This is a genomic window from Phenylobacterium sp., from assembly GCF_030697925.1.
In the GTDB taxonomy this organism is placed as follows: domain Bacteria; phylum Pseudomonadota; class Alphaproteobacteria; order Caulobacterales; family Caulobacteraceae; genus Phenylobacterium.
The window spans coordinates 53947-77284 of record NZ_JAUYOJ010000173.1; the positions used below are offsets into that span (position 1 = coordinate 53947).

General features: G+C 67.3%; 23 protein-coding genes. 11 read left to right on the forward strand and 12 right to left on the reverse strand.

The features are described 5' to 3' along the window. Positions 1-19: 19 nt before the first annotated feature. The 6 genes from Q8Q88_RS16695 to Q8Q88_RS16720 form a co-directional block, all read right to left on the reverse strand. Positions 20-1513 (reverse strand): replicative DNA helicase, encoded by a 1494-nt coding sequence (locus Q8Q88_RS16695; protein WP_305676312.1) that lies wholly within the window; start codon positions 1511-1513, stop codon positions 20-22. Between the two features lie 152 nt (positions 1514-1665). Further along, positions 1666-4146, reverse strand: a complete 2481-nt coding sequence (locus Q8Q88_RS16700) for a TonB-dependent siderophore receptor (RefSeq protein WP_305676313.1) — start codon at positions 4144-4146, stop codon at positions 1666-1668. Between the two features lie 232 nt (positions 4147-4378). After that, on the reverse strand, positions 4379-4966 hold the full coding sequence (rplI, locus tag Q8Q88_RS16705; protein ID WP_305676314.1) for a 50S ribosomal protein L9: 588 nt from the start codon (positions 4964-4966) through the stop codon (positions 4379-4381). 13 nt (positions 4967-4979) lie between these two features. Next, the gene (gene rpsR, locus Q8Q88_RS16710) at positions 4980-5246 is read right to left on the reverse strand and encodes a 30S ribosomal protein S18 (protein WP_305676315.1); all 267 of its coding nucleotides are present in this window, start codon (positions 5244-5246) and stop codon (positions 4980-4982) included. Then, positions 5246-5671: a 30S ribosomal protein S6 gene (gene rpsF / locus Q8Q88_RS16715; protein WP_305676316.1), complete on the reverse strand. Its 426-nt coding sequence runs from the start codon at positions 5669-5671 to the stop codon at positions 5246-5248. The genes rpsR and rpsF overlap by 1 nt, the downstream gene beginning before the upstream one ends. Positions 5672-5865: 194 nt before the next feature. Beyond that, positions 5866-6414, reverse strand: a complete 549-nt coding sequence (locus Q8Q88_RS16720; RefSeq protein WP_305676317.1) for a peroxiredoxin — start codon at positions 6412-6414, stop codon at positions 5866-5868. Between the two features lie 204 nt (positions 6415-6618). Between Q8Q88_RS16720 and cpaB the strand changes: the two genes are divergently transcribed. From cpaB to Q8Q88_RS16755, 7 genes are read left to right on the forward strand one after another with little or no spacing between them, the layout of a single operon-like run. Then, positions 6619-7467 (forward strand): Flp pilus assembly protein CpaB, encoded by an 849-nt coding sequence (cpaB, locus tag Q8Q88_RS16725; protein WP_305676318.1) that lies wholly within the window; start codon positions 6619-6621, stop codon positions 7465-7467. Beyond that, positions 7467-8795 carry a type II and III secretion system protein family protein gene (locus tag Q8Q88_RS16730; protein WP_305676319.1) on the forward strand — a complete coding sequence of 443 codons (1329 nt, stop codon included), beginning with the start codon at positions 7467-7469 and terminating at the stop codon, positions 8793-8795. Before cpaB ends, Q8Q88_RS16730 begins: the two co-directional genes overlap by 1 nt. A 31-nt stretch (positions 8796-8826) precedes the next feature. Next, entirely contained in the window at positions 8827-10002 is a 1176-nt protein-coding gene (locus tag Q8Q88_RS16735; RefSeq protein ID WP_305676320.1) for a hypothetical protein, read from the forward strand. Next, positions 10002-11381: a CpaF family protein gene (locus tag Q8Q88_RS16740; RefSeq protein WP_305676321.1), complete on the forward strand. Its 1380-nt coding sequence runs from the start codon at positions 10002-10004 to the stop codon at positions 11379-11381. Before Q8Q88_RS16735 ends, Q8Q88_RS16740 begins: the two co-directional genes overlap by 1 nt. Then, positions 11381-12340, forward strand: a complete 960-nt coding sequence (locus Q8Q88_RS16745) for a type II secretion system F family protein (protein WP_305676322.1) — start codon at positions 11381-11383, stop codon at positions 12338-12340. Before Q8Q88_RS16740 ends, Q8Q88_RS16745 begins: the two co-directional genes overlap by 1 nt. A gap of 2 nt (positions 12341-12342) precedes the next feature. Beyond that, positions 12343-13302 (forward strand): type II secretion system F family protein, encoded by a 960-nt coding sequence (locus tag Q8Q88_RS16750; protein WP_305676323.1) that lies wholly within the window; start codon positions 12343-12345, stop codon positions 13300-13302. Positions 13303-13343: 41 nt separating this feature from the next. After that, the gene (locus Q8Q88_RS16755; protein ID WP_305676324.1) at positions 13344-14303 is read left to right on the forward strand and encodes a phosphoribosylaminoimidazolesuccinocarboxamide synthase; all 960 of its coding nucleotides are present in this window, start codon (positions 13344-13346) and stop codon (positions 14301-14303) included. Between the two features lie 10 nt (positions 14304-14313). Here Q8Q88_RS16755 and Q8Q88_RS16760 read toward each other — a convergent pair whose 3' ends face one another. Both Q8Q88_RS16760 and Q8Q88_RS16765 read right to left on the reverse strand, forming a co-directional pair. Continuing rightward, entirely contained in the window at positions 14314-16671 is a 2358-nt protein-coding gene (locus Q8Q88_RS16760) for a TonB-dependent receptor (protein ID WP_305676325.1), read from the reverse strand. Between the two features lie 266 nt (positions 16672-16937). Continuing rightward, positions 16938-18059 carry a DUF3667 domain-containing protein gene (locus Q8Q88_RS16765; RefSeq protein ID WP_305676326.1) on the reverse strand — a complete coding sequence of 374 codons (1122 nt, stop codon included), beginning with the start codon at positions 18057-18059 and terminating at the stop codon, positions 16938-16940. Positions 18060-18157: 98 nt separating this feature from the next. Here Q8Q88_RS16765 and Q8Q88_RS16770 point away from each other — a divergent pair, with 98 nt between their 5' ends. Then, complete coding sequence (locus tag Q8Q88_RS16770) at positions 18158-18736, forward strand: pyridoxamine 5'-phosphate oxidase family protein (protein WP_305676327.1); 579 nt, start codon at positions 18158-18160, stop codon at positions 18734-18736. Positions 18737-18743: 7 nt separating this feature from the next. Here the strand turns inward: Q8Q88_RS16770 and Q8Q88_RS16775 are convergent, their stop codons facing one another. The 4 genes from Q8Q88_RS16775 to Q8Q88_RS16790 all read right to left on the reverse strand — a co-directional run bounded on the left by Q8Q88_RS16775 (position 18744) and on the right by Q8Q88_RS16790 (position 20974). Further along, complete coding sequence (locus Q8Q88_RS16775) at positions 18744-19019, reverse strand: hypothetical protein (protein ID WP_305676328.1); 276 nt, start codon at positions 19017-19019, stop codon at positions 18744-18746. Positions 19020-19059: 40 nt separating this feature from the next. Beyond that, positions 19060-19275, reverse strand: coding sequence for a DUF2188 domain-containing protein (locus tag Q8Q88_RS16780; protein ID WP_254833411.1), 216 nt, complete (start codon positions 19273-19275; stop codon positions 19060-19062). Positions 19276-19631: 356 nt separating this feature from the next. Next, positions 19632-20234 (reverse strand): 2-hydroxychromene-2-carboxylate isomerase, encoded by a 603-nt coding sequence (locus Q8Q88_RS16785; RefSeq protein WP_305676329.1) that lies wholly within the window; start codon positions 20232-20234, stop codon positions 19632-19634. 11 nt (positions 20235-20245) lie between these two features. After that, positions 20246-20974 (reverse strand): SDR family NAD(P)-dependent oxidoreductase, encoded by a 729-nt coding sequence (locus Q8Q88_RS16790; protein ID WP_305676330.1) that lies wholly within the window; start codon positions 20972-20974, stop codon positions 20246-20248. Positions 20975-21070: 96 nt separating this feature from the next. Between Q8Q88_RS16790 and Q8Q88_RS16795 the strand changes: the two genes are divergently transcribed. The 3 genes from Q8Q88_RS16795 (at position 21071) to Q8Q88_RS16805 (ending at position 23312) form a co-directional block, all read left to right on the forward strand. Then, on the forward strand, positions 21071-21526 hold the full coding sequence (locus Q8Q88_RS16795; RefSeq protein WP_305676331.1) for a helix-turn-helix domain-containing protein: 456 nt from the start codon (positions 21071-21073) through the stop codon (positions 21524-21526). 89 nt (positions 21527-21615) lie between these two features. Then, on the forward strand, positions 21616-22674 hold the full coding sequence (locus tag Q8Q88_RS16800; protein WP_305676332.1) for a sensor histidine kinase: 1059 nt from the start codon (positions 21616-21618) through the stop codon (positions 22672-22674). A gap of 227 nt (positions 22675-22901) precedes the next feature. Then, positions 22902-23312 carry a globin gene (locus Q8Q88_RS16805; protein ID WP_305676333.1) on the forward strand — a complete coding sequence of 137 codons (411 nt, stop codon included), beginning with the start codon at positions 22902-22904 and terminating at the stop codon, positions 23310-23312. Positions 23313-23338 lie beyond the last annotated feature (26 nt).

Here is a 23338-nt window from a genome sequence, read left to right on the forward strand (position 1 = left end):
CGTCGCTCCCATAACCGGTTTAGTGCGCGTTGTAGAATCCCTCGCGGGCGAGGTTGCCGAACTTGGTGATGTCGGAGTTGAAGGACAGTTTCACCGTGCCGATGGGACCGTGGCGTTGCTTGCCGATGATCACCTCGGCCATGCCCGCGACCTGGTCCATCTGCTCCTGCCAGGTCAGGTGCTCAGGCGTGCCTTCGCGGGGTTCGGTCCGGCCCAGATAATATTCCTCGCGATAGACAAACATCACCATGTCGGCGTCCTGCTCGATGGAGCCCGATTCCCGCAGGTCGGAGAGCTGGGGCTTCTTGTCCTCGCGGTTCTCGACCTGACGAGAGAGCTGGCTGAGCGCGATGATCGGCACCGACAGCTCCTTGGCCAGGGATTTCATCGACTGGGTGATCATCGAGACTTCCTGCACCCGGTTGTCGTTCTTGCCGGTGCCGTCTCCGCCAGTGACCAGCTGCAGGTAGTCGATGACAATCAGGTCCAGGCCGCTGGTCCGCTTCAGGCGTCGCGCCCGCGCGGCCAGTTTGGCGATGGTGATGCCGCCGGTGGCGTCGATGAACAGCGGCGCGTCCTGGATCTCCAGCGCCGCGTCGCGGATCCGACCGAACTCCAGGGCGGTGATCTCGCCCTTGCGCAGCCGGTCGCCGGAGACCCCGGAGACCTCGGCCAACAGGCGCATCGCCAGCTGTTCGGCCGACATTTCCAGCGAGAAGAAGGCCACGACCCCGCCGGAAACGGTCTTCTTCGACCCGTCCGGCTGCGGCTCCCACGCGTAGTGGCGCGCCACGTCGAAGGCGATATTACAGGCCAGCGCGGTCTTTCCCATCGAGGGACGGCCGGCGAGGATCACCAGGTCGGAGGGGTGTAGGCCGCCCATCTTCTTGTCGAGATCGATCAGACCGGTGGAGATACCCGCCAGGCCGCCGTCGCGGGCGTGGGCCTCGGCGGCCATGGTGACGGCGCCGTGCAGGGCGTCGGCGAAGGGGATGAAGCCCTGGTTGACCGATCCGGTCTCGGCCAGGCTGAACAACTGCTGCTCGGCCGCCTCGATCTGATCGCGGGCCGAGCGCTCGGCGTCGGGCTGGGCGGCGGTGGTGGAGATGTCGCCGCCGATGCGGATCAGGTCGCGGCGCAGGGCCAGGTCGTAGATGACCCGCGAATAGTCGTTGGCGTTGGCCGACGGCGGCGCGCGGTCCACCAGGTCGGCGAGGTAGCGCACCCCGCCCAGTTCCTCAAAGGCCGCGTCGCGGCTGAACTGCTCGGCCAGCAGGATCGGCTCGGCCAGCTGGCCCTTGCGCACGGCGGTCTCGACGGCGGAGAACAGCCGCTGGTGGAAGGGCTCATAGAAGTGGCGCGCCTGCAGGTAGTCGCCGATCCGCTCGAAAGCGGCGTTGTCATAGAGCACGGCGCCCAGCAGGGCCTGTTCGGCCTCGATATTGGCCGGGGCGTGCGGGATCGCCGCGTCATTGTGGGCGGGCCGAAGGTCGAGGGCGGGAACGAGAGCCATGGGTTACCGATAGCTTAAGGCGGAGCGCTCACGCATGCGGCGCAGCGTCCGGACTCACAGGTTTGACGCGGCCTGTGGACAAGCTGAAGACGAAACGACGCGGAGAGGCTATCCCCGCGTCGCGTCAGTTTCGGTCGTAGCGCCCCGAAGGCCTACCAGGTGTAGGCGACTCGACCGTAGAGGTAGCGGCCAGAGCGGCCGAACGGCGCGTAGTTCGAGAACGGCGTGTTCGAGGTGGTGTTGAGTGCAGGGGGCGAGGCGGTGGGGTACTCGTCGAACACGTTGTCCGCGCCTAGCGAGACGCGCACCTTCTCGGTGACGTTCCAGCGGCCTTCTAGGTCGATTACGACCTTGGCCTTGAGCGTCAGGTCCTGGGCCGCCGACGTTCCCGGGCTGAGAACCTCGCCGTAGCGCGTGGCCCGTACGGTCGCGCCGAACTTGTCCAGGGTCCAGTCCACCGAACCGGTGAACTTCGACTCCGGCGAGCCCTTCTCAAAGGTCAGCACGTTCACGCGGTCGAACAGCACCGGGGCAGGGTTGAGCGCCGCGAGCTGGGCGGTGGCCGGGACCTTGGTCACGTCGGTGGAGTTGAAGTTCGCGCCGAGGGTGAAGGCGAAGGTCCCCATGGCCTCGGTGTCGTGCTTGAAGTTGGCGATGATGTCGACGCCCTGGGTCTCGGTGTCGACGCCGTTGATGAAGAAGCGTCCGCCGCCAACGGCCACGAAGCCCTGCGAGACCAGATAGGCGCGCACATTGGCCTGGGTCAGGTTCTCCGAGAGGACGATACGATCCTCGATATCGATGCGATAGGCGTCGATCGTCAGGTTGACCCTGCCGAAGCGGAAGACCGCGCCGATCGCGTAGTTGATCGACTTCTCCGCGTCGAGCGGCTTCGCGCCCAGGGCCGCCGCCACCGGATCCGTCGCCGGGAAGGTGGTGATGTCGAAGGGCACGCCGTTGATGAAGTTCGTCGAGGTGGTCGAGAAGAATTGCTGCTGCAGGGACGGCGCCCGGAAGCCGTTTTGGATCGAGCCGCGCAGGGCGAAGTTCTCAGTGAAATCATAGCGCGCGGCGAACTTTCCGGTCACCGTCTCGCCGAAGTCGGAATAGGACTCCGCCCGGACCGCGGCCGACATCAGTAGCTCGTCGGTGACGTTGGCTTCGACGTCCAGATAGAGGCCGACCGAGGTGCGGTCCTCGTCGAGCTCATTGGAAGGACGGAAGCCTGGGAAGACCTGGGCGCCGGACGGGGTCGGGGCGCCGTTCAAAAGGGCGCCGCCGTTGCGGTACGAGTCCGGCTCGCCCGCGTGGATCTCATAGCCCTCTTTCCGCCACTCCAGGCCGGCGGCGACGTTCAGCGGCGAGGCGAGGCCCACCTCGTAGGTCCGAACGCCGGAGACGTTGAGGACCAGCTGGTTGTACTCGAACCCGCCGGCGTCGAAGACCGTCTTGCTGCTGGGCCCGATGGACCGGTTCAGCGTGTCGCGGATCACGAAATCCATCTCGTTGGAGCCGTAGACCAGCGAGATGTCCGTGTCCCAGCTGCCCAACCTGGACTTGGCGCCGCCGGCGACCGAGAAGTCCTCCACGGTCGGATTGATCAGCGGCAGGAAGCCGTCGGGATAGATGGAGACGATGTTGCGGTCGTCGAGCGAGCGGCGGAAGAAGCCCGCCGAGAGCGCCTCGCGGTTCTGGTAGCTGGCCCAGCCGTAGAGGCTGGTGGTGTCGCTGACGTCATATCCGGCGTTGGCGAACAGCGAGTACTGCTTGACGTCCGGCTCGCCGAACCAGGCGTTGTAGCGATTGAAGCTCGCCTCGCGCGGATCGAAGGCGCCGCCCACCAGGGTGTATTGCTGACGCCAGTCGGGGGCGGTGCGGATGGTCTTGTTCTGGTCGAGATATTCCGCCGCCAGGGTCAGGAAGCCGGATTCGCCGAGCGGCAGACCGATCCAGCCCGAGAGGTTGATGGTCTCGCCGTCGGTGCGGTCGTACTTGGCCTTGTCGGCCACGGTCCAGTTGGCGCCGGCTGGCGGCGACGCGACCAGGGTCTTCACGGTGGTGACGCGCGCGCCGTAGGTGGCGGTCAGCCCGCCGCCGCTGTTGGCTTTGCGCAGGCGCAGGTTCAGCACGCCGGCGATGGCGTCGGAGCCGTATTGCGCCGAGGCCCCGTCGCGCAGCACCTCGATCGACGACACCATGGCGGAGGGAATGGTGTTCAGGTCTACCGACGAGGCTCCGCGGCCGATGGTGCCGTTGACATTGACCAGGGAGGCCGAGTGGCGGCGCTTGGAGTTCACCAGGACCAGGGTCTGGTCGGGCGCGAGCCCGCGCAGGGTGGCCGGGCGGATGGTGTCAGTGCCGTCGGCCAGGCCGGGGCGGGGGAAGTTGAACGAGGGCAGGGACACCGAGAGCGCCTGGTTGACCTCGGTCACGCCAAGCTGGTTCAGCTCGGCGGCGCTGATCACGTCGACGGGCGCGGCGGTGTCGAGCACGGTGCGGTTGGCCGCCCGGGTGCCGGTGACGATGAATTCCTCAAGCTCCGTCGCCGGGGTCTGTGTCTGGGCCATCGCCTGGCCGCCGGCGAGCAGGGTCGCGGCGGAGGCCGTCGCGAGCAGAATGTGACGAGTGTTCATGAATCCCCCAGGAATGCCCGCGGACTCTTCGGCCGCGCGCAGGCGTCGAGGATTCTGAAACTAGTTGGGTTTGCGCCGGCCCGGTATGGCAAAACTGTCACAAAACTACGCAAACGAAATGTGCCGTTGCTCAGTTACGCGGCATCTATGGGCCGGTATCCACCGCGCGCAAAGAAAACGGCGCGGAACCCGAAGGTCCCGCGCCGCTGTCTTGGGTCTGGAAGGCGTCGACCTAGTGGTCGGCGCCGAAGTCCACATCATGCGAACCGGCGCCGCCGGCCGCCATGTCGGCGGCGGCTTCCTCGTCGGCGATCCGGTCTTCCTCGAACTGCGAGGTGATGACGTTCTCGCCGCGGGCCTGGCGTTCGGCCTCGTCCTGGCTGCGGGCGATGTTGATCGTCACCGTCACGGTCACTTCGGCGTGCAGGCGGATCTTCACCGGGTGCATGCCCAGGGTCTTGATCGGCTTATCGAGCGAGACCATCGAGCGGTCCACCTTGCCACCGGCGCCGTTGACGATGTCGGCCACGTCGCGACCGCTGACCGAGCCGTAGAGTTGGCCGGTCTCGCCCGCCTGACGGATCAGGATGTAGGACGTGCCGTCGAGGGACTCGCCGGCCTTGCCGGCTTGATCCTTGGCCTTGAGGTTGCGCGCCTCGATATCGGCGCGCTGGGCGTCGAAGACCTTCTTGTTGGCGCTGGTGGCCCGCAGGGCCTTGTGGCGCGGCAGCAGGTAGTTGCGAGCGTAGCCGTCCTTGACGGTGACTTCGTCGCCCAGGCCGCCACGGCCTTCGACTCGTTCGAGCAGAATGACTTTCATGTGCCTGGCTCCCTTACTTCACGACATAGGGGAGGAGGGCCAGGAAGCGGGCGCGCTTGATGGCCTTGGCCAGTTCACGCTGCTTCTTGGCCGACACCGCGGTGATGCGCGAGGGCACGATCTTGCCGCGCTCGGAGACGTAGCGCTGCAGCAGCTTCACGTCCTTGTAGTCGATCTTCGGAGCGTTGGCGCCGGAGAACGGGCAGACCTTGCGACGGCGGAAGAAGGGACGGCGCGCGGCGCCGGCGGCCGCGGGGCCCGTTGCGGTTTCGTCGGTCATCAGAAGCCCCCTTCTTTCGGAGCAAAGCCGCCATCTTTCGAGCCGAAGCCGCCGTCCTTCGAACCGAAGTCGTCGCGGCGCGGTTCGCGCTCACGATCGCGGTCGCGACGGGCGAGAACCGGGGAGAGCTCCAGGTCGAGTTCGTCGACGCGGACGGTCAGGTGGCGCAGGACGTCTTCGTTCAGCGACAGCTGGCGCTCCATCTCCTTCACCGCCGGCGCCGGGGCGTCGATGGAGAGCAGGGAGTAGTGGCCCTTGCGGTTCTTCTTGATACGGTAGGTGAGGTTGCGAAGGCCCCAGTACTCGATCTTGGCGACGGATCCGCCGCCTTCTTCGATCAGGTGCTTCAGGGTGTCGTTGAGGGCTTCGGCCTGTTGCGGCGAGATATCCTGCCGCGAGATGACGACGTGCTCGTAGAGCGCCATGGTTTCCTTTTCCCATTTGGAGGGCGGCGCGTCCGGCGGCGGGTGACCGCCGGAAACGATGGATCTCAGGCGCGGCGGCCGGGAGTTTCCCGACCCTTTCGCGTTCCGGCTTGAGACCGCCTTCCGTGAAGAGGCGCGCTAGTACGGGAAAACTGCTGTTTCGGCAAGGGTTTTCACGCCGCCGTGGCGCGGCGCTATTTTTTGGGATGCTTCGCGCGCCAGGCCTTCACGGCGGTCATGGTCTCGGTGACGTGATCGTTGGCGTTCAGGTTTGAATAGGCGTGCACCACCTCGCCGGCTGGCGAGATCACGTAGGAGGTGCGGTCGGACAGGCCGGGCCGGACGGCCAGCTTGGAGTCGTACTGGCCGGCGATCACCGCATTGGGGTCGGCCGCGACGGGGAACTTGCCCGAGCACTTCTCGGTGTCGGCCGAGAAGGCGGCGAGCTTGTCGAGATTGCCCGAGGTGACCCCGATCACCGTCGCGCCCTGGGCCTTGAAGCCGTCGGTGGCCTCGGCGAACAGCCGGGCTTCCAAGTTGCAGCCGGCGGTGTCGGCGGCTGGGAAGAAGTACAGCACCACCGGCCCCTTCTTGCGCGCATCGGCCAGGGAGAAGGTGATCGGCTTGCCGGCCTGGTAGCCCTGGGCCGTGAAGTCCGGCGCCTTGGCGCCTTCCTTGAGCGCGGCGAGGGCCGGGGTGGCGGCGAGGGCCGTGAGCGCGGCGACGAGGGCGAGGCGGTGCATGCGATTTTCTCCCAGTTGCCGGGATCATACGGCCGGTCGTCGGCTTTGTCTTCGTTGCGGGCGCAGGGAATTTCGTCGCCTGGCGTGTCCAGTTGCCTCGGCTAAGGTTGTTAACCTTTCTGAACATTCACTTACTTCGTTGAGGTTATCGCAATCGCTGCTCCGCTAACCCTCTGAATGTACGAAGCATCCAGGGGTGGGGCGTTGCGGGTAGTCACGATCGCAAGTTTGGGCGCCTCGGCGGCCCTCGGCCTCGGGGCCCTGGTGGTCGCCAAGGTGATGCTGCCGGCCCAGGGAAATGTCGCCCAGGCCTCGCCTCGGTCGCCGATGGCCAACGCCGTCTCGGTGGTCGTCGCCTCCCGCGCCATCAAGTACGGCGAGCGGCTGGACGCAGCCCGCCTGACCGTGGTGCGCATGCCGCGCGACGCCGCACCGGCCGGGGCCTTCGCCACCGTGGCCCAAGTGCTGGCTCAGGATCACGGCGGGGCGCCGGTGGCGTTGACCCCGATCGCCATCCGCGAGGCGGTGCTGCCCGCCAAGCTCTCGGGCCCCGGCGCACGGCCCTCGGTCGCCGCCGAGATCGCCGATGGACTTCGCGCCTATACGATCAAGGTCTCCGACGTCTCGGGCGTGGGCGGCCACGCCCTGCCGGGCGACCGGGTCGACGTGGTGCTGATGCGCGATCTGTCGACCGACGACACCCACAAGGTTATCGAGTCCGAGGTGGTCATCCAGAACGCTCGCGTCCTGGGGGTCGATCTGAACGCCGATCCCACCTCCAACAAGCCCGCCAGCCCCAACACCGCCACCCTCGAGGTGAGTGTCAAGGACGCCCAGAAGCTGGCGGTCGCCGCCAGTCTCGGCGAGCTGTCCCTGGCCCTGCGCGCTTCGGGACAGGCCGAGATCGAGACCTTCGCCCCGCTCTCGACGCGCGACGTCGTCGGCGGCCTCGCTAAGGGCGCGCCGAGCGCGAGCGCCGTCCGCCCGCGCCGCGCGACGGCGCCGGCCGCGCCGCGCTCGATCATCCAGATCGTCGAAGGAGAGGGCGCGTGATGTCGCGATCCAAGACCTCGGCCCGCGTGTTCTGCGCCGTGGCCGCCCTCCTGACGGCGGTCCCGGCCTCGGCCGCGGAGTCGTTCGTCAGTGAGTCCGCCCGCAGCCGCATCATCAACGTTCCCCGTAACAAGTCGCTGTCCTTCCGTCTGGACAGTCCGGCTTCCAAGATCGTGGTGGCCCAGCCCGAAACCGCCCAAATCGTCGCCACTACGGACCGCAGCTTCTATGTGCGCGGCAAGGCGCTGGGCTCCACGAACCTTCTGATCTACGGCGGCGGCGGCCAGCTGCAGGAAGTGATCGACGTGCGCGTCGGCTATGACGCCGAGTCGCTCGAGGCCGATCTCGCCGCGGCCCTGCCCGGCGAGGGTGTGCGGGTGCGCAACCTGGGCGAAGGCCTGCTGCTCACCGGGGAGGTCTCGACCACCGCTGTCGCCGCCCGCGCCAAGACCCTGGCCGACAGGTTCGCCCCCGAGGCGGTGACCACCGCCCTGACCGTCCGGGCGTCGCAGCAGGTGATCCTGGAGGTCCGCATCCTGGAAGCCAGCCGCTCGGCCCTGAAGGACGTGGGCTTCAATCTCACGGCGTCCAACGGCTCCTTCGCCCTGGCCACCGGCAGTGGCCTCATCGGCAACACAGCGCCGCAAGGGGTGCTGCAGCTCTCCGGCTCGATCGGCTCGGCCAATGTCGACCTGACCCTGGCGGCCCTGGAGGAGAAGGGCGTGATCCGCACGCTCGCGCGGCCGAACCTGGTGGCGCTGTCGGGCCAGAAGGCCAGCTTCCTGGCCGGCGGCGAGTTCCCGTTCCCTGTGCCCGCGGGCCTCAACACGGTCAGCATCGAGTTCCGCGAATTCGGCGTAAAGCTCAACTTCCTGCCGACCGTGCAGGACAACGGCCTCATCCGGCTGCAGGTGGCCCCCGAGGTCAGCCAGCTCGACCACAACAACAACCTGCGCATCCAGGGCTTCGAGATACCCAGCCTGGTGGTCCGCCGCACCGACACCACCATCGAACTCAAGGACGGCGAGGCGTTCGCGGTCGCTGGCCTGTTCCAGCAGGACTACGTCAACCAGGTCCGCCAACTCCCCGGCGTCGGCGAGGTGCCGGTGCTGGGGACGCTGTTCCGCTCGGCGCGTTGGCGCCGCGCCGAGACCGAGCTGGTGATCATCGTCACGCCGAGACTGGCCACCGCCGCTGACCTGGCGCCCGCCAACCAGCCCGATCCGTTCACCGGGCAGGAGGCCAGCGCGATCGACCTGATCCTCGAAGGCAAGGCCCTCGACCAGCCGATGGCGGCGCCGGTCAACGGCAAGTCGCCCCGCGGATGACCCTCATGCAGCGTGTAGCGAGACCTCGCGGATGACCCACTGGAGCCTGCTTGGCCGTCGTGTCCTGGCCATCGGGACGACCCTCGCGCCGCTGGCGCGCGGGCCGCTGTTCGGCGCGGCTTTCGAACTGGCGGGCGTGGAGCGACTGGTCGATCTCCAGCCGGCCACGGTCGACCTGATCCTGATCGACGCGGACGCCGCCGACCCCGCGATCCTGGGCGAGGCCATAGCCGGCCTCGCGGCAATGGCGGGGGCGCCGCCGACCTTGCTAGTGGGCCAACGCCTACCCGCCAACCTGGTCCGCGCCCTCATGCGGATCAAACACTCCGACGTACTGGAGGAGCCGTTTTCCGACGAGCAGCTGCAGGCGGCCGTCTACGGCCTGCTCGATGGCGCGGCGTCGGAACCGGCCCTGTCCTCCGGCCAGGGCTCGCGCTGCTGGGCGGTGGTGGGCGCGGTCGGCGGCGCCGGAGCCACGACGCTCGCCATCGAGATCGCCAGCGCGCTCGCCGGCCGGACCACCAAGGAACAGGGGGTCTGTCTGATCGACCTGCACCTCGCCGATGGCGCGGCCTCCGCCTATCTGGCGGCCTCGCCGGCCATGGGCCTGGCCCAGTTCGGCCCAGCGGCCGAGCGGATGGACGCGGCCCTGCTCGCGGCCTTCACCACCCCGGTCGCCAAGGGCCTGGACCTGCTGGCCTGTCCTCGCGACCCGCTCGCCTTCGACCAGATCTCCCGCGAGGCGGTGCTGCGCATCCTCGAGATCGCCTGCGAGGCCTATGAGTTCGTGATCATCGACATGCCGCGCCATCGGCGGTCCTGGTCGCTGGAGGTGCTGTCGGGCGCCGACGAGGTGCTGGTGATCTCCGAGCTCACCGTGCCGGCCCTGCTGGCGGCCCGGTCTCTGTCGGAGGAGATCGAGACGGCGCTGCCGGTGGGCCGCAAGACTCGCATCGTGCTGAACCGCCTGGCCGGCCGCATGTTCGGTCCTACACCGTCGACGGCGGAGGCCGAACGCGCCCTGGAGCGCAAGACCGAGGCCAGCATCAGCTCCGACTGGGAGGCCGCCGCCGCCTCGGTCAATCTGGGCGGACCGATCAGCCAGTACCGGCCCAAGTCCAAGATCGTGCGCGACGTGGCCGTCCTCATCGACCGACTGCTGGGCGTGGCCGACCGCCGCGCCGGCTGGTCCCGGAGAGCCGCCTGATGGGCCGTTTCAACCTCACCCGTCCCGCGGCCCCGGTCGAGGTCGACCCAGACCTCCCCGAGCCGCCCCCGCCGCGGCCCGAACCCTCCGCCCAGCGGGTGTCGGAAAACAAGATGCTGGACGTGAAGATGAAGCTTCACGCCCGTCTGATCGAGGAACTGGATCTCTCCAAGCTGGAGAAGCTGGCCGACGGCGAGCTGCGCAAGCAGGTCATGTCCCTGGTCGCCGACTTCGCCCGCGACGAGCGCCTGGTGCTCAACACCGCAGAGCTGGAGGAACTGGGCGCCTCGGTGCACGACGAGATGGTGGGCCTTGGCCCCATCGAGCCGCTGCTCAAGGACGACAGCGTCAACGACATCCTGATCAACGGGCCGTTCCAGGTCTATGTGGAGCGGCGCGGCGAGCTGGAGCCGACCCCCGTCAGGTTCCGCGACAACGACCACCTGCTGCGCATCGTCAATCGCATCGTCGCCGGCGTGGGCCGCCGGATCGATGAGAGTTCGCCCATGGTCGACGCCCGCCTGCCGGACGGCAGCCGGGTCAACGCCGCCATCTTCCCGGTCGCCATCGACGGCGCCTGCGTCTCGATCCGGAAATTCTCCAAGAAGCCCTACACCCTGGAGAAGCTGGTCGATGTCGGAGCCATGCCCCAGTGCGTCGCCGACTTCCTGCACGGGGCGATCAAGGCGCGAGTCTCCACTGTGATCTCGGGCGGCACGGGTTCGGGCAAGACCACCATGCTCAACGCGCTTTCCGCCGCGATCAGCCACGGGGAGCGCCTGATCACCATCGAGGACGCCGCCGAACTGCAGATGCAGCAGCCCCACGTCGTGCGCATGGAGACCCGGCCGCCGAACATCGAGGGCAAGGGTGAAATCCGCCAGCGCGAACTGGTCAAGAACGCCCTGCGGATGCGCCCCGACCGGGTAATCCTTGGCGAGGTCCGCGGCGAAGAGGCCTTCGACATGCTCCAGGCCATGAACACCGGCCACGAGGGCTCGATGGCCACGATCCACGCCAACACCCCGCGCGACGCCATCACCCGCCTGGAGCAGATGGTCGCCATGTCCGGCATGCGGCTGACGCCCGAGAGCATGCGCGGCCAGATCGCCTCGGCCATCGGCATGATCGTCCAGGTGATGCGCCTGTCGGACGGCAAGCGGAAGGTGATGGCCGTCACCGAGATCACCGGCATGGAGGGCCAGGTGGTCCAGATGCAGGATATCTTCGTCTTCAATCGCACCCACACCACCGCCGATGGGATGGTGCATGGCGAATTCCGGGCCACGGGTCTGCGCCCCAAGTGCCTGGACGAGATGATCCGCCGCGGCATCGCCTATGACGTGGCCCACTTCGATCCCTCGCGGGCGCTGAGCTGATGGAAGTCGACGTTTCCTGGGTCTATCTGATCCTGGTCTTCGCCGCGGTGTTCGCCGCGGCCCAGGCGACGATCGGCCTGGCCCGCACCGCCCAGCAGAAGCGCAAGGTGAACCGCCGCCTGCTGATCGCCGAGCGCACCGCCGGCATCGCCGAGCTGGTGGTCGAGCTTCGCAAGCAGCGGGGCCTCAACGCCGCGGGCGACGCCAAGGGCGGCTGGGTGTGGCTGGGCGCCCTGATCGTCCGTTCCGGCGTGCCCTATGACGCCCGTCGCTGGCTGCTGGTGATCTTGGTCGTCGCCCTGGTCGGCGCGGCCCTGGCCTTCCTGGCCACCAGGAGCCTGATCGCCCTGCCGGTCGGCGCCGTGCTGGCGGGCGCGGGCGGCCCGATTATGTTCCTCAAGGTCATGGCCGGCCGCCGATCGAAGGCGCTGGGCGAACAGCTGCCGCAGGGCCTGGAAATCATCGTCCGTAGCCTGGAGGCGGGCCATCCGGTGCCCACCGCCATCTCCCTGGTGGGCCGGGAGATGTCCGACCCCATCGGCTCGGAGTTCGGCATGGCCGCCGACGAGATCGCCTATGGCGCCACGCTGGAGCAGGCCGTCGAGCGCATGTCGGTCCGATGCCAGCACCCGGACGTCGATCTGTTCGCCGCCACCGTGCGCCTGCAGGAGCGGGCCGGCGGCAATCTGACCGGGCTCCTGAAGCTCAACGCCAACACGGTGCGCGAGCGACAGCGGATGCGCCTGAAGATCAAGGCGGCAACCTCCGAGGGCCGGGTCTCGGCCATGATCCTCAGCGCCGCGCCGCTCGTGGCCGGAGGGGCCATCACCGTCATGGCGCCGGACTTCTATGGCGACGTGATCGACGAGCCGGTCGTGCAGTTCGCCCTGGCCGGGTTCGCCGTCTGGCTGGGCATCGGCAACCTCGTCATGCGCAAGATGGTCGCCATGCGGATCTAGCCATGGACATGCTTCAGCTCCAGAATCTGATCACCGGCGTCGCCCTGGTCCTGCTCTCGGTGGCCGGGGTCGGTGGGCTGCTCGTGCTGGCCGGCGAGGTGCGGGTGCGCTCGCAGCGCCGCGCCCGGTTCGAGGGGCCGGACGGCGGAGCGCGGCCGACCTCGCCGCACGGCGAGGTGCGCATCTTCGGCCACGTGATCGCCGGCGTGCGGCGCCTGGGCCAGCAGGCGGCCGTGAGCGATCCGTCCAAGGTCTCTGACGTGCGCATGCGGCTGATGCGCGCCGGCTACTTCAACCGCGACGCCGCCGTCTATTATCTGGGCGCCCGCGCCATTTCCCTCGCGCTCGCCACCATTGGCACGATCCTGCTGTTGCCGTTCGCCATGAAGGGCGGCGGCACCGGCCCGCTCAGCGTGGCCGGAGCGCTGTCGCTGGTCGCCCTGCTGGGTCCCGACCGGTTCCTGAAGATGCGCCAGAAGGACCGGGAGCTGGAATATTCCGACGGCTTCCCCGACCTGCTCGACCTGCTGGTCGCCTCGGTGGAGGCTGGTCTCTCCCTGGACGCCGCCGTGTCCAGGGTCTGTGACGAACTCGCGCGGCGCTATCCGCGTCTGACCGTCCACCTGCGGATGCTGACCCTGGAGCTGCGGGCCGGCAAGTCGCGCAAGGAGGCCTGGCTGACCTTCGCCGACCGCCTGGGCATCGACGACGCCCGGGCCCTGGCCACCATGCTGCGCCAGGCCGAGGATATGGGCACCAGCCTGGGCGAGACGCTCACCATCTTCTCCACCGACATGCGCCAGAAGCGCATGCTGCGGGCCGAGGAGAAGGCCCTGGCCCTGCCGGTCAAGCTGACCATCCCGCTGATCCTGTTCATCTTCCCCTGCCTGCTGGGCGTGCTGCTGCTGCCCGCGGTGGTCCGGCTGTCGCAGACCTTCGGCAATGGCGGTCCGGTGAACTAGCACTTGTGGGCCGGGGCAGGGCCGGACGATAAGCTCGCCAGATGGATTCCTCCGCCCTGCGCCACGTCCTTCGCGACGCCGTCATCCCCGAGCTGCCGAACGCCTATTTCGGTAAGGTGCGGGACAATTACGACCTGCCGGACGGCCGGCGGATCATCATCGCCTCGGACCGGCTGAGCGCCTTCGACAGGATCCTGGCGGCCATCCCCTACAAGGGCCAGGTCCTGACCCAGACGGCTCGGTTCTGGTTCGAACAGACCGCCGATATCTGCCCCAATCACGTGCTCAGCTATCCCGACCCGAACGTAGTGGTGGGCCGGCGGTTGGACATTCTGCCCGTGGAGATCGTGGTTCGCGACTACCTGGCCGGGACCACCGGCACCTCGATCCTCACACTCTACAAGCAGGGCCAGCGGGAGATGTACGGCCACGTGCTGCCGGACGGCCTGCGCGACAACCAGAAGCTACCGCATCCGATCATCACGCCGACCTCGAAGGCCTTCGACGGCGGCCACGACGAGCCGCTGACGCCAGAGGAGATCGTGGCCCAGGGCCTGCTCACACAGGCCCAGTGGGACCAGCTCTCAGCCTATGCGCTCGCCCTGTTCGCCCGCGGCCAGGAGATCGCCGCCCGGCGCGGCCTGATCCTGGTCGACACCAAGTACGAATTCGGGACCGACGCCGACGGGACCATCCTCCTGGCCGACGAGATTCACACGCCCGACTCCAGCCGCTACTGGATCGCCGGGACCTACGACCAGCGCTTCGCCGCCGGCCAGCGGCCAGAGAGCTTCGACAAGGATTTCGTCCGCGCCTGGGTGGCCGAGCGGTGCGACCCCTACAAGGACCCGATCCCGGAGATTCCGGCGGCGATGATCCTGGAGACCGCGGCGGTTTATGTCCGCGCCTTCGAGACCATCACCGGCCAAGTGTTCGAACCGCCGAAGGGCGACGAACCCGTCCTGGAACGGATCCGCCGCAACCTCGCGCAGTTCTTCTAGCCAGCGCCTCTTAGAACGTCTGGCGCAGGGTGACGCCGACCGTCCGCGGCTGGTTGGTCTGGTAGCCGTAGCGGGCGCGCAGGCCGCGTTCCCGGTCGATGGAGAGCAGGGCCCTCTCATCCGTGAGGTTCTGCACGAAGACCGCGGCTTCGAAATTGCTGAAGCGCGCGCCGCCGCGCAGGTTCACCACCTGGTAGTCCGGCAGCTCCAGCGGGAAGCTCAGCGTCGAGACGGTGGGCGCCCCGGTCGTGAACAGGGTCACCGTCGTCGGGTTGTTCTCCTGGTCCGCGATCTGGGTGAACCGGTCGCCGACATACTGCCAGGTGAGACTGGCGAAGGGAGTCCAGCCGCCTTCCAGTTCATGATTGTAGTTCAGGCTGAAGGCGGCCTGGAACTTCGGCACGGTGGGCAGGCGGTTGCCGTCCCGCAAGCCCTGGGTCGGGGCGCCGGACGAGTCGAGCACGCTCGACTTGAGCTTGGCGCTGTTCCAGGAGGCCGAGGCCGCCACGTCGAAGTCGCCGGTGAGCCGCAGGGCGAACTCCGCCTCGACGCCGCTGGACTTGGCCTTGGGCACGTTGACGATAACCCGCGACGAGCAGCTTCCGGCGTTGATGGTCGCCTGCAGGTTCTCGATGTCGGCATAGAAGGCCGCGAAGGTGAGCGACCCGCGCCGTTCGGCGAACTCCGCCTTCATGCCCGCCTCGTAGTTCCAGACGGTTTCGTTGTCGAAGCTGGGCTTGGAGAGCGCGTTGAACGTCGCGAAGTCGGCCGGAGTGCACAGCGGCCGGTTCAACGGGTCGTTGATGCCGCCCAGCCGGAAGCCCTTGGAGGCCTGGGCGTTGAAGGTGATGTCATCGGTGGCCTTGTAGGCGACGATGACCCGCGGGGCGAAGTCATCGGCCTCCGTGCTGCCCGGCACGCCGATGGTGGTGTCGGCAAAGATGCCGTCGAAGGTGAGGATCCGGTCTTCCTCATAGCTGGCGTAGCGGAGGCCGGCGGTGACGTCCAAGCGCTCGTTCACCGTCCAGGTGGCTTCGCCGAACACCGCATACTGCTTTTGCTTGTAGGGCACGGTCGAATAGTAGAGCGCGTCCTTCGGCGCGCGCGCGCCCGCGGTCGGAATGCCGGTCGCGGCCTCGAAGCCGGCCACGTCGAGGAATTGGGAATAGTCGCGGTCGACATTGGAATAGAAGCCGCCGACCACCCATTGGAAGGGGCCTTCGCCGTCCGAGGTCAGTCGGAGTTCCTGGGTGAACGACTTCACATTGGTTTCGTCATAGAGCGGCGCGTCGAGGGTGAAGACCGCCTCTGGCAGACCGATCGAGCCGCCGGTGATCGAGCCGGTCAGGGCGGTGGCGTCGCGCACCACAAGAAGGTCGCGGTCCTGGAATGTGGAGATCGAGGTGAGGGTGACGCCGCCGAAATCGTACTGGACGTTGACGTCGCCCAGCCGGAACTCGTCTTTGAATTTCTCTTGGAGCTGAGTGAACTGCTGGAGGTCGCCCAGGGTCACCGCCGGACGGGTCGTGGTGTATTGGTTGCCGAGGTAATTGTAGACGTCGACCCGGTTGTAGCCGTCGACATCGATGGTCTGGTAGATCACCCGCGGCGTGATGGTGAGGTTCTCGTTCGGCTGGAACAGCAGCGAAGCGCGGAAGCCCAGGCGGCTGCCGCCGTTCACGTCCTCCTTGATCGCCCCGCCGGGTTGGACCGCGTCGATGAAGCCGGGAAAGTCCGTGGCGTAGGCGACGATGCGCAGGGCCGCCTGTTCGGTCAGCGGAATATTGATCATGCCCTTCAGGTCGCCGCCGGTTTCGCCGTGCCGCACGTTTTTGACGGTGACTTCCGCCGCGCCCTGCATTTCGGCGGTGTTGGGCTGGTTGGTGATGTAGCGCACGGTGCCCGACAGGGAGCCGGAACCGTAGAGCGTGCCCTGGGGCCCGCGCAGCACCTCGACCCGGTTCAGGTCGAACAGGTCGATGTCAGGGGTGAACAGCGACAGCGAGATCACCGACTCGTCGAGATAGACGCCCACCTGTTCCTTGACGCCCGGCTGGTCGCGGACGATCTCTCCGGCGGAGATGCCGCGGATGGCCACCTGGCTCTGGCCGGGACCGAGGTTCTGCACCGTGAAGCCGGCGATGTTGCGCGACAGCTCCTCGATATTGGTCGCGCCGCGCTCGCGCATCTTGGTTTCGCTGAGCGCATTGATCGAGAACGGAACGTCGATCAGGGCCTCGTCGCGTTTCCGCGCGGTGACGATCACCTCTTCGATTTCGGTCTGGGCCATCGCGGCGGTCGCCGGCATGGCCATGATGATCGCGAGCAGGCTCGCCTGAGCCGCCGCGCGCTTGCGGTTGTACGCCATGGTCGTCTTCTCCCGTGTTCACCCCTGTCTCGGCGCATCGCTGCGGATACGCGGCATGGGTGTTATGGGGGCAGGTAATCCTGCTGCGACCGGGACTGTCCAGCATGATTGCGTTCCAGGCGCCGCGGGATGAAATCGTCCGAGGCGGGAGTATTTTGCGCTCGATTACGCCTGCGAAGTGTTGTCCCAGTGGACGTTGCTGCCGACTATCCTACGATCGGGGACCATCCCGGCCCCTGTGGCGCCAAAGCCCCAGCGCGCCGCCATCAGCCGGTGAAGCCCAGCATGATCACGGTGAGCAGGAAAATCACGATGGCGATGACGCAGAAATTCAGAAGCAGGAAGGTCCGCCAGATCGCCGAGAACATCCTTAGGCTGTAGGCGCCCTTCAGTTGGGCGAACATGTGCGCCGGGATGATTAAGGGCAGACCGATCGCCACCGCCGCCCCGCCCGCCGCCCCGCCCCAGCGGACGATAGCCGCGGCCACCATGGTCAGCATCGCCATGAAGGTCAGCGAATAGAGCACAAGGACCCCATGGTCGTAGAAGGTGAAACCGCGCTTCCAAATGAACAAAAGGGCCACGAAGGGCAGGGAAATCGGCACCAGCAGGAAGGAGAATTTGTAGAAGGTTTGTTGGAGCTTGTAGAGCGCTAGGGCTGGGTTTTCGAGCTTCTTCCGGAGCTTCTTGTCGAGATCCTTGTTGCCGGTATCGACCTTGAACTCCCCCGACAAGGTCTTGGCCCGAACCTCATCCTCCCAGCCGCGGCCTCCGATGACCGAGGTTGGCGTGCTGTCCAGGGCGGCCACGGCCTCCTGGGTGTCGGCGACCACATCCCGGGCGTCCTTCACATCGCCTTCCAGGTCCTTGCGCCTCCCCCTGGCGTCCCCATCGTCTCCGGTCGGCGCCTTGGCGAGCGCCGCCTCGGCCGCGACGAGGCTGGCCTGGTCGGCCGCGAGCCGGTTCGCCAGGGCCGTCCTCTGCAGCGCCATGTCGACCGGCAGTTCGGCCTTCACCGGCATGAAGCTCAGCAGCATGAACATGACGAAAACGGTGAACAGGAACGTGGCCAGCGGCGACACGTAGCGGGTCCGTTTGCCGTACACCCACTCGCGGGTGAGTTTGCCGGGGTTGAAGACCAGCAGCGGCAGGGTCCGCCAGATGCGGCTGTCGAAGTGCATCACCCCGTGCAGCAGTTCCTCGCCCAGGTGCAGCAGGGTGCGGTGGACGTGGGTCGGCTGGCCGCAGGTCTGGCAGAAACGCCCGGAGACCTCGGCGCCGCAGTCGGTGCAGGTCTTGGCATGTTCGCCGGCCAGGCCGGTCGGCTTTTCGATGGCCGCCCCGATCAGCCCGCCCGTGGCCGCGCCGCCGACTGCATCCAAATCCATGGGCGACCCCCGTCACGAAAACGGAGAGATTGTTACAGGCGTTCGCCGCGCCGGCCAACGGGCGTAGGATGCCGCCGAGCTGGCGAGGGGAGGGTCACATGTATCATCAAGGCAATCGCGACCTGCAGGACGCATTCGGCAGTCGCGCCCTGGCCGACCGGCTGGAAGAGACCCTGCGCCGCTCGACCTTCAACGAGGCCGACGGCGCCTTCATCGCGGCGCAGAGCTTCTTCTTCCTGGCTACGGCCGATGCGGAAGGCCGGCCCGACTGCTCCTTCAAGGGCGGCCCCGCCGGATTCGTCCAGGTGGCCGCGCCCGACGAGCTGATCTTCCCTGACTATGACGGCAACGGGATGTTCAAGAGCCTCGGCAATATCGCCGCCAACCCGCATGTGGGCCTGCTGTTCATCGCGATGGGCGAGAAGCCGCAGCGTTTGCGGGTCAATGGGACGGCGAGCGTCTCGCAAGATGATCCGCGCATCGCGGCCATCCCCGGCGCCCAACTGCTGGTCAGGGTCCGTCCGACGGACATCTTCCCGAACTGCCCGCGCTACATTCCGTCGCTGCGGGAGGTCGAGCCGTCCGCCTACACGCCGAAGGCCGACGCGCCGCCGGTCGAGCCGGCCTGGAAAAGCTTCCAGGCCTTCGCCGACGTGGTCCCGCCGCGCCGGCGGTAGCGGCCAATCAGGCCGCGCCGAGGTCCAGCTTGCTAACGTCGACGCCGCCGGTGACGACCTTCACCTTCAGCAGGCGCATCTCGCCGTTGGCGAAGCTCAGGTCCGACACCGGAATGCGGTTGTCGCGGCGGATGTTGGAGGCGTCGCGCAGGGTCAGGTGCAGGGTCATGTCGTCGCGCGAGGTGCCGGACTGCTCCGCGGCCTCGATCGCCTTGCGGAAGGTCTCCGCCATCGACTTCGGCGCCACGAAGGCGGGCCGCTGCAGCGGAATGTCTTGGCTCATGGTCTGGCTCATCGGGCTAGGTCTCGGTTGAAAGGGCGGGTCAGGCTGCGGCGAAGAAGCCATGCTCGCCAGTGACCCGGACCTGGCAGGGCCGGCCGGCGTCCTGCGCGGCGCGGGCGCGGCGATTGGCGGCGGCCTTGGCCTCTTCCTTGTCGATGGAGTGGTCGAAGTACTGGCCTTCGTGTTCCACGGCCCACTTGTCGTCATGGCGCGCCACGGTGAAGACGGCTCGGATGAAAGCGTCGCGGGTGGCCATGGGGGGCTGCTCCTTGTCGAGACGGGCTTGTGGAATGGGGGTGCGGCCGGCGGGCAGCGCCGGCGCGAGAATCCACAGACCTCGAGTGTGTGACAAGTTATCTACAGGCAAAGGGCCTGAATGTCCGCCTTATTCTGGAAATTGCTCATTTTTTCGAAACTTTCGGCGACTCTCGTTTTACGGGTTTCACCGCTCATCATGAGTCTTCGATGACCTACCGGCATGTTGAAGACACCGGATTCCCGACCGCGAGCCGCCACGGGAATTTCAGCTCAACCTCGGCTATGCCGTTTTGGGCGCGTAAATATTGCCGGTCCATTTAGGCTGGACCGCGAGCCCGGCGCGAACCGAGGGTCCTAGCGCGCCAGTTCTTCCTCCACCTGTCCCAGGCGCTCCTTGCCGAAGAACATCTCCTCGCCGACGAAGAAGGTGGGGATGCCGAAGGCGCCGCGCGCCGCGGCGGCCTCGGTGTTGGCCATCAGCTCGGCCTTGACCTGGGAATCCTGGGTGGCCTCCAGCAGCGCCGGCGCATCGAGACCGGCCTCGGTCAGCACCTGGGCCACGACCTGCGGATCGTCCATCTTCAGGCCCCGCTCCCACATGCCGGCGAAGACCGCGGCGGTATAGGCCGGCTCCACCCCCATCCGCCGGGCGGCGACCATACCGCGCATGATCAGCAAGGTGTTGATCGGGAAATGCGGATTGAACTGATATCGGCTCAGCCCGTGCCGGGCGGTGAACCGGCGGCTCTCCAGCGCCTCGTAGGCCAGCTTGCCCTGGATGTCGCCAAAGGCGGTCATCGGGGCCTGGTTGCCGGTCAGCTTGAACAGGCCGCCCAACAGGCAGGGCGTGATCTTGATCTCGGCCCCGGTCCGCTGGGCGATGTCGGGCAGGACCTGGTGGGCCATGTAGCCGTTGGGGCTGGCGAAATCGAAGATGAACTCGACGGTCTTTGCCATGACGTTCTCCCTCACCAGCTCTCGGACCAGGGGCGCAGGTCGAGTTCGTGCGTCCAGGCCGAGCGATGTTGCCTGTGCAGCCACACATAGTTCGTAGCGATCTCCTCGGGCTTGAGGATGGCGTCGCGCTCCAGGCGCTCCTCGCGGTCGGGGATATTGGTGCGGGCGAACACCCCGTCGATTGAGCCGTCGACCACGATATGGGCCACGTGGATGCCCTGGGGTCCCAATTCCTTGGCCGCCGTCTGGGCGACCGCGCGCAGGGCCTGCTTGGCCGCGGAAAAGGCCGAGAACCCCTGGCGTCCGCGCATGGACGCCGAGGCGCCGGTGAACAGGATGGTGCCGCGGCCCCGCGGGATCATGACCTTGGCGGCCTCGCGCCCGGTCAGGAAGCCCGAGAAGCAGGCCATCTCCCAGACCTTGTGGAACACCCGGGCGGTGGTCTCGGTCAGTTCGAAGCGCACATTGGCTCCGATGTTGAACACCACCACCTCCAGCGGGCCCACGTCGCGCTCGATCTCGGCGAACAGGGCGACCATCTCGTCCTCGGACCGGGCGTCGACGCCGAAGGCGCGGGCCTTGCCGCCTGCGTCGCGCAGGGATTGGGCCAGGGCTTCCAGCTGATCGAGGTTGCGCGCCCGCCGGGTGATGCAGACCTCGAAGCCCTCGGCCGCGAAGGCCTTGGCGATGGCGCCCCCGACGCCATCCCCGGCGCCGACCACGAGACAGACCCCAGCCATGGCTTCACTCCAGTCAGTTTATTTTCTGTACTGACCATGGTATCGAATCCGGACCCCGTCAATGATCGGTTTCACGAGGAATGGGAGACGCCGCCGATGAAGTGGAACGAACTGGCCGAGCAGCCGTGCTCGATCGCTCGCTCGGTGGCGGTGATCGGCGACCGCTGGACCTTGATGGTCCTGCGTGACTGCTTCCTGGGCGTCCGGCGGTTCGAAGCATTCCAGGAGCGCCTGGGCATCTCGCGGACCATCGTCGCCGACCGCCTGAGGCGCCTGGTCGGGGAGGGTGTGCTGAAGCGGGTTCCCTACCAGGACAACCCGACCCGTTTCGAATACGGGCTGACCGAGAAAGGGATGGAACTGCACCCCGTGGTGATGGCCATCGTCCACTGGGGCGACCGCCACTATGCCGGCCGGGCTGGACCGCCGCTGCTGCACCGGCACAAGGCCTGCGGCCACGATTTCCACGCCGTCCAGACCTGTTCCGAGTGCGGCGAAATGGTCGACGCGCGGAGCGTCGAGACCCGACCGGGGCCGGGCGCGGCGGAATAAGCGCGGCCGGCGGGTCGGCCTGTGCTAGGGTGGCGCCTGCGTCCAAGAAGGCTTTCGCATCGGGAGCCTGCGGTCGCCAAGGGGCCAAGGTGGCCGTCATCGAAAATCGGTCCGTGGCCGCCGGGAATCTGGCCGGCGCGCTCATCGACACCTCGCCCGTTCCGCTGCTGCTGTTCGACGCCGAGGCGCGGGTTGTGCGCGCCAGCCCGTCGTTCTGCGCCGGCTTCGACATCCTGGCGGATGGCGCGGAGGGCTCGACCCTGGCTGAGCTGGGCGGCGGCGAATGGGACATCGCCCAGCTACATGTCCTGCTGGAGAACGCTCTGACCGACGGGCCTGTGCTGTCCGACTACGAGACCGATCTCGTTCGGCATGACCTTCCCGTGCGGCGGCTGGTGGTCAATGTCCAGAACCTCACCCATGGCGACGCGGAGCGTCACCGAGTGCTCATGGTGGTCAATGACATTACCGACGTCCGGCGGGTGGAGCACCTGAACGTCGCCCTGCTTCTGGAGAAGGACACCCTGCTGCGGGAACGCGCGGTGCTGATGCAGGAAATGCAGCACCGCATCGCCAACAGCCTGCAGATCATCGCCAGCGTCCTGCTGCTCAAGGCCAGGACCGTGAAGTCCGAGGAAACCCGTCAACACCTGCACGACGCCCACGACCGGGTCATGTCGGTCGCCGCCGTGCAGCAGCACCTGCAGGCGAGCCTCGGCGAGGTGGAGGTTGGACCCTATCTGACCAAGCTGTGCGAGAGCCTGGCCTCGTCGATGATCCGCGAGTCGCGCCCGCTGACCCTGAACGTGCGCGCGGACAATGCAACGGTCACCTCCCAGGAGGCGGTCAGCCTCGGCCTGATCGTCACCGAACTGGTGATCAACGCTCTCAAGCACGCCTTCCCGGATGGGCGGCGGGGCAAGGTGCACGTCGACTATGAACTGACCCAGCCCGGATGGACCCTGTCGGTCACCGACGACGGGATCGGCAGGCCGCCGACCTCGCCCGATATACGCGTCGGCCTGGGCACCAGCGTCGTCGAGGCCCTGGGCAAGCAGCTTCGCGCCGAGGTGGTGGCCTCGGACGCCGCGCCCGGCGCCAGGATCGCCCTGGTCAACATCGGTCCGCCGCCGTCCAACGACGACTGAGGCCGCCGGGCGCGCGCGAACGCCATCGCCCTCGCGCCCTCGATCTCCTCCATATAGACGTATGGGTCGTTGGGATCGGTCAAGGCGAGCGCGGGGAGGGCTGACATGGTGCTCAACATGGCGCCTGCGGCCAGCTTCCAGGGAAAGAAGGACGCCTCGACGGTGCTTCCCAAGGCTGAAATTCGCGAACCGGGACCTTAGTCTGAGCAGATCGAGCTGCGCAAAACATGACCGACGAAACAAATCTCATCGCCTGGAGCCTGGAGGAGGTCGCTGATCGCCACGGCGATCCGACAGCCGCCGTTTATGACCGGCTGTTCGCCAAGAGCCCCGAAATGGCCGAGCTGTTCATCGGCGATAAGACCGGCGCCGCGCGGGGCGAGATGCTGGCCGTCGTCTTCCAGACCTTGCTGGACTTCTCGAGCGAGGGGGCGTTCGGCGCCAACATGGTCCGCGCCGAGATCATCAACCACGAGGGCCTAGGCGTGCCGCCCGGGGTGTTCACGACCTTCTTCGCCACGGTGATGGAGACCCTGCGCGAGCTGCTGGGCGACGACTGGACCCCGCCGGTGGCCGCGGCTTGGGACGATCTTCTGGCGGGGCTGGAGACTGCGATCCACAGCGAAGCTGCGGCCTAGTTCTAGGATCGGGAATCCGTCATGGT